This is a genomic window from Streptomyces sp. W16, assembly GCF_033194735.1.
Taxonomy (GTDB): Bacteria; Actinomycetota; Actinomycetes; order Streptomycetales; family Streptomycetaceae; genus Streptomyces.
Genome location: NZ_JAWOAI010000658.1, coordinates 1 through 4,639, shown reverse-complemented (window position 1 = coordinate 4,639; position 4,639 = coordinate 1). Strand labels below are relative to the sequence as shown.

The 4,639-nt window shown below is 70.0% G+C and carries 4 protein-coding genes, 5 tRNA genes and 2 pseudogenes; 5 read left to right on the top strand and 6 right to left on the bottom strand.

Annotation, left to right across the window (positions count from 1 at the left end; translation table 11 throughout):
- Positions 1-106: pseudogene (locus R6V09_RS46415) on the top strand (zf-TFIIB domain-containing protein); the annotation flags it as partial.
- Positions 107-158: 52 nt separating this feature from the next.
- Here the strand turns inward: R6V09_RS46415 and R6V09_RS46410 are convergent.
- From R6V09_RS46410 to R6V09_RS46390, 5 genes are all read right to left on the bottom strand, one after another.
- Positions 159-230 (bottom strand) — tRNA-Val (locus tag R6V09_RS46410).
- A 34-nt stretch (positions 231-264) separates the two neighbouring features.
- Positions 265-336, bottom strand: a tRNA-Val gene (locus R6V09_RS46405).
- 19 nt (positions 337-355) lie between these two features.
- Positions 356-427: transfer RNA gene (locus tag R6V09_RS46400), tRNA-Val, on the bottom strand.
- Position 428: 1 nt separating this feature from the next.
- A tRNA-Cys gene (locus R6V09_RS46395) sits at positions 429-502 on the bottom strand.
- A gap of 39 nt (positions 503-541) precedes the next feature.
- Positions 542-614 (bottom strand) — tRNA-Gly (locus R6V09_RS46390).
- A gap of 179 nt (positions 615-793) precedes the next feature.
- Between R6V09_RS46390 and R6V09_RS46385 the strand changes: the two genes are divergently transcribed.
- From R6V09_RS46385 to R6V09_RS46375, 3 genes are read left to right on the top strand one after another with little or no spacing between them, the layout of a single operon-like run.
- On the top strand, positions 794-1,837 hold the full coding sequence (locus tag R6V09_RS46385) for a chorismate-binding protein (protein ID WP_317887496.1): 1,044 nt from the start codon (positions 794-796) through the stop codon (positions 1,835-1,837).
- Positions 1,834-2,655: an aminotransferase class IV gene (locus R6V09_RS46380; RefSeq protein ID WP_317887495.1), complete on the top strand. Its 822-nt coding sequence runs from the start codon at positions 1,834-1,836 to the stop codon at positions 2,653-2,655. The genes R6V09_RS46385 and R6V09_RS46380 overlap by 4 nt, the downstream gene beginning before the upstream one ends.
- Positions 2,656-2,708: 53 nt before the next feature.
- A complete protein-coding gene (locus R6V09_RS46375; RefSeq protein ID WP_317887494.1) occupies positions 2,709-3,533 on the top strand; it encodes a GNAT family N-acetyltransferase in 825 nt (274 codons plus the stop codon).
- A 27-nt stretch (positions 3,534-3,560) separates the two neighbouring features.
- On the opposite strand, the gene R6V09_RS46370 is transcribed toward R6V09_RS46375, so the two are convergent.
- On the bottom strand, positions 3,561-4,076 hold the full coding sequence (locus R6V09_RS46370; protein WP_317887493.1) for a DsbA family protein: 516 nt from the start codon (positions 4,074-4,076) through the stop codon (positions 3,561-3,563).
- A gap of 256 nt (positions 4,077-4,332) precedes the next feature.
- Between R6V09_RS46370 and R6V09_RS46365 the strand changes: the two are divergent.
- A pseudogene (locus tag R6V09_RS46365) lies at positions 4,333-4,639 on the top strand (hypothetical protein); the annotation flags it as partial.

Below are 4,639 nucleotides of genomic sequence, written 5' to 3'. Positions count from 1 at the left end.
CGCCTGGGGCGCCCCGCACGGCGGCGGTCACGGCGGTGGCCACTACGGCGGTCACGGCGGCCACCACCGTCACAAGAGCTTCGGCCACATGCTGTTCTCCAGCTGACCGGCACACGGAGAAGCCCCCGGACGCGGTGAGCGCCGGGGGCTTCGGTGTGTGGACGATACTGGGATTGAACCAGTGACCTCTTCCGTGTCAGGGAAGCGCTCTCCCGCTGAGCTAATCGTCCTCGGGACCACGATCCGCAGATCATGGGCGGTGCGTGCGCGATACTGGGATTGAACCAGTGACCTCTTCCGTGTCAGGGAAGCGCTCTCCCGCTGAGCTAATCGCGCGGGGATCCTTGCGGATCAGTGGACGATACTGGGATTGAACCAGTGACCTCTTCCGTGTCAGGGAAGCGCTCTCCCGCTGAGCTAATCGTCCTTGGAGGTGGAGACGGGATTTGAACCCGTGTAGACGGCTTTGCAGGCCGTTGCCTCGCCTCTCGGCCACTCCACCAGGAGCGTAGGGGTTCGGGAAGATCCCCCACTTCCTGCGAGCGGACGACCAGGTTCGAACTGGCGACCTCAACCTTGGCAAGGTTGCGCTCTACCAACTGAGCTACGTCCGCTTGTCGTTTCCGCTCGGCTTGCGCGTCGCGGCGACGAGTTGAACTCTAGCGGATTCCGGGGCCAGCACAAAAACGCGTTTGTGCAGCGTGCTGGCCTGCGACTACGGGAACACATGGTCAGGGCACCCGCGGTGACATGGCCGGGCAACCTGTGAGACACCCGCCATAGACTCGACGACGTGTCCCGCCTCGTCTCTCTCGCCCGTTTCGGCGGCCGTGTCGCCACCGGCCTCCTCGATGTCACCAGCGATCCCGCGGCCCTGGACTCCACCGGCTTCTGGGCGGTCGCGGCCGACTACGAGGGCCGTCTGACCTGCGCACGCTTCCGCGACGTACGACCCGAACCGGTCCCGGCACCCGTCCCCGGCGCCTGGCACGGACCCGCGACCGACGCCTGGACCACCTCCCTCGACCGAGCCGCCTACACCGCGGGTGTCCGCCGGATCCGGGAGCACATCGCGGCCGGCGAGGTCTACCAGGCCAACCTGTGCCGTGTCCTGTCGGCGCCCGTCGCCCCCGACGCCGACGTGGACGCCCTGACCGCCCTGCTCGCACGCGGCAACCCGGCTCCGTACGCAGGAACGATCCGGCTGCCCGGTCACGGCGTCGAGATATCCACCGCGTCACCCGAACTCTTCCTGCGCCGTACCGGGCGCGTCGTCGAGTCCGGCCCGATCAAGGGCACCGGGCGGACGGAGGCGGACCTGCTGCAGAAGGACTACGCCGAGAACGTGATGATCGTGGACCTGGTCCGCAACGACATCGGGCGCGTCTGCGCCACGGGGACCGTGACCGTGCCTGACCTGTGTGTCGTCGAGAAGCACCCCGGTCTCGTCCATCTCGTGTCGACGGTCCGGGGCGAGCTGCCCACGGCCGCGGGCTGGCCGGAGCTGCTGGCCGCCGCCTTCCCGCCCGGGAGCGTCACCGGCGCCCCCAAGTCCAGTGCCCTGCGCATCATCGACGCCCTGGAGACCGCGCCCCGGGGTCCCTACTGCGGGGGTATCGGCTGGGTCGACGCCGACCGGGGCACCGGCGAACTGGCCGTCGGCATCCGCACCTTCTGGATCGACCGCGCCGACGGCATGCTCCGCTTCGGCACCGGCGCCGGCATCACCTGGGGGTCGGACCCAGAGGGGGAGTGGCGGGAGACCGAGCTGAAGGCGTCACGACTGCTCGCGGTAGCGTCGGGCGCGTACGAGGCGAGCGGAGGGGCTCTTTCATGAAGATCTGGCTCGACGGCGGGCTGCAGGACATCGAGTCCGCCCGTGTCTCCGTCTTCGACCACGGACTGACCGTGGGCGACGGCGTTTTCGAGACGGTGAAGGCGACGGAGGGAAAGACGTTCGCGCTGACCCGCCATCTCGACCGGCTGACCCGCTCCGCGCGCGGACTCGGGCTGCCAGACCCCGACCTCGACGAGGTCCGCCGAGGCTGCGCGGCCGTCCTGGACGCCAACCCGCTGCCGTTCGGCAGGCTGCGCATCACGTACACCGGCGGTCACGGACCCCTCGGCTCCGACCGCGGCGAGCACGGTTCGACCCTGGTGGTCGCCCTCGGCGAGGCGAAGCGCCGCCCCGACTCCACAGCCGCGGTCACCGTCCCGTGGACCCGCAACGAGCGCGGCGCCCTCGCCGGCCTCAAGAGCACCTCCTACGCCGAGAACGTCGTCGCCCTCGCCCGCGCCCACCAACACGGCGCCTCCGAGGCCTTGTTGGCCAACACGGTCGGACAGCTCTGCGAAGGCACCGGCTCGAACGTCTTCGTCGTCCTGGACGGCGAGATCCACACCCCGCCGGTCACCTCCGGCTGCCTCGCCGGCATCACCCGCGCCCTGACCGTCGAATGGACGGGAGCCAAGGAGACCGACCTGCCGTTCGACGTCCTGGAGCGCGCCGACGAGGTCTTCCTCACGTCGTCGTTGCGGGACGTACAGGCCGTCCACCTGCTCGACGACCGTCAACTCCCGGGCGTGGCAGGGCCGGTGACCGCCAAGGCCATGCGCGTCTTCGACGAGCGGTCGGGCGACGACCTTGATCCATAGAAGCAGCACATATTGGGCTGACCTGGTGCTCCCGGTCGGGTAGAACACAGTTGATGACCACGACCCTGCGGCCGACCGAGCCGCTTCAGCGCGAGGCCGACGGGACGCGTTCACGCCGCTACCAGGTGTGTGTGAACAGCCGTCCCGTCGGCGCGATACACCTCGGCACGAGTCCGTTCTTCGGCGACTCGGTGGCCCAGATCCTGGACCTGCGCATCGACGAGCAGGACGGCCGGCGCGGCCGGGGCACCGTGGCCGCACTCGCCGCCGAGGAGGTGGTGCGGGGGTGGGGCTGCGAGCGGATCGAGGCAGCCGTGCCCGCGGAGGCGGAGGCGGCACTCAAGATGGCGACCAACCTCGGATACGTCGTCCGCAACCGCCACATGGAGAAGCCCCTCGGCGACACCGCGCCCGAACTGCCCGCGGGAAGCCGGGGTCGGCCCATGACCCAGGAGGAGTACGGCCCGTGGGAGGACCTCGGGACGGAGGACTTCATCCTGAGCTGGACCCAGCGCGGGGTGCCCGAGGCCGAGGCCCGGACCAGGGCTCTGCAGAGCAACGCCGATTTCCTGCCCGACGGACTCGCCACCGCGGACATGCTCTTCGGCGTCCTGGAGCATGAGGGCACAGTGGTGGGCACGCTCTGGACGGGTATCCGTGACGGCAAGGCCTTCGTCTACAAGGTCGAGTCCGACGCCCGCCACCGGGGCAAGGGTCACGGCCGTTCCCTGATGCTCCTGGCCGAGGCGCAGGGCATCGCGGCGGGTCTGCCGGCCATCCGCTTGAACGTCTTCCAGGGCAACACCCCGGCCGAGCGGCTCTACGAGTCACTCGGCTACGAGACGGTCATCTACTACCTGTACAAGAGCCTGCTCTGAGGCGTGTGCCGAGGTGTGCTTCGGGGCTCACTCGCTCCCGGCGAGCGGCCGGTCGGCGATCTCCTCGATGCGGGCGCGCAGCCCTTCCTGGCTCTTGCTGCCGTCAAGGCGTTCGCCGCCGATGACGTACGTCGGGATGCCGGTCACGCCGATGGCCTTGCCCTCGGCCTGGTCGGCGTCGACGATCAGGATGTGCCGGCCGTCGATCAGCGCGGTGTCGAACTCCTCGGCGTCCAGACCGAGTTCGCCGGCCACCTCGACCAGGAAGGCTTCTCCCTTACGGTCCAGCTCCTCGACCCGGCCGAGCACGGCCTCGATGTAGTCCCAGCCCCGCCCCTGCTCCACGGCCTCCTCGGCGGCCTGCGCGGCGGCGAAGGCGTGCTTGTGTTTCTCCAGCGGGAAGTGCCGCAGCCGCAGTTCCAGCCGGTCGCCGTAGCGGGCCCGTAGGGCGCGCAGATCGTCCAGCGCGGTGCGGCAGTCCGTGCACTGGAGCTCGCACCAGACGTCGAGGACGGGGGTGCGCGCGGAGGAGAGGTCACTCATGGGACCAGTCTCCCAGCCCCGGATGCACCGTCCCAACCGGGACCACAGGGTCCGAGGGGCGCGGGTGTACGTCGCCGACCGGCACCTGGGGAGGATGCGACCCGGAGATGTCCCTGATGTCCTACCGGGGCATGGCATCCCGGGGACCGGACGGTGCAGGATGGAAGGGACGAAGTGCGACCTGCCGGGCCGACGTGTCCGAGCGGACCGACCTCGTCCGACCGAGAGTGCCCGACGGAACTGCCTGGAGGACCGGATGATTGCCGAGACCGTCTGTTCCGCCGCCTCCGCGGCAGGCCTGGGCATCGCGGCGGTCACCGCGTACCGCAAGCGTTTTCTCTCCGCCGCTCGTATCGCCGCCTATTCGCTGGTCCCCGTCGGCCTGGTGATGACCGGTGTCGTCGGCTGGGCCGCCGACACCGCGTTCAGTCCCATGGCCTGGGCGGGTTTCGTCGTACTCGGCGGTGCCTGGCTGCTCTTCACGGGCACCCGCGCCGTGGAGCGCCGCCGTGGCGGCACCCGCAAGGAGCGCAGGGCGGCCCGGGCCGCGGACCGGTCGGACG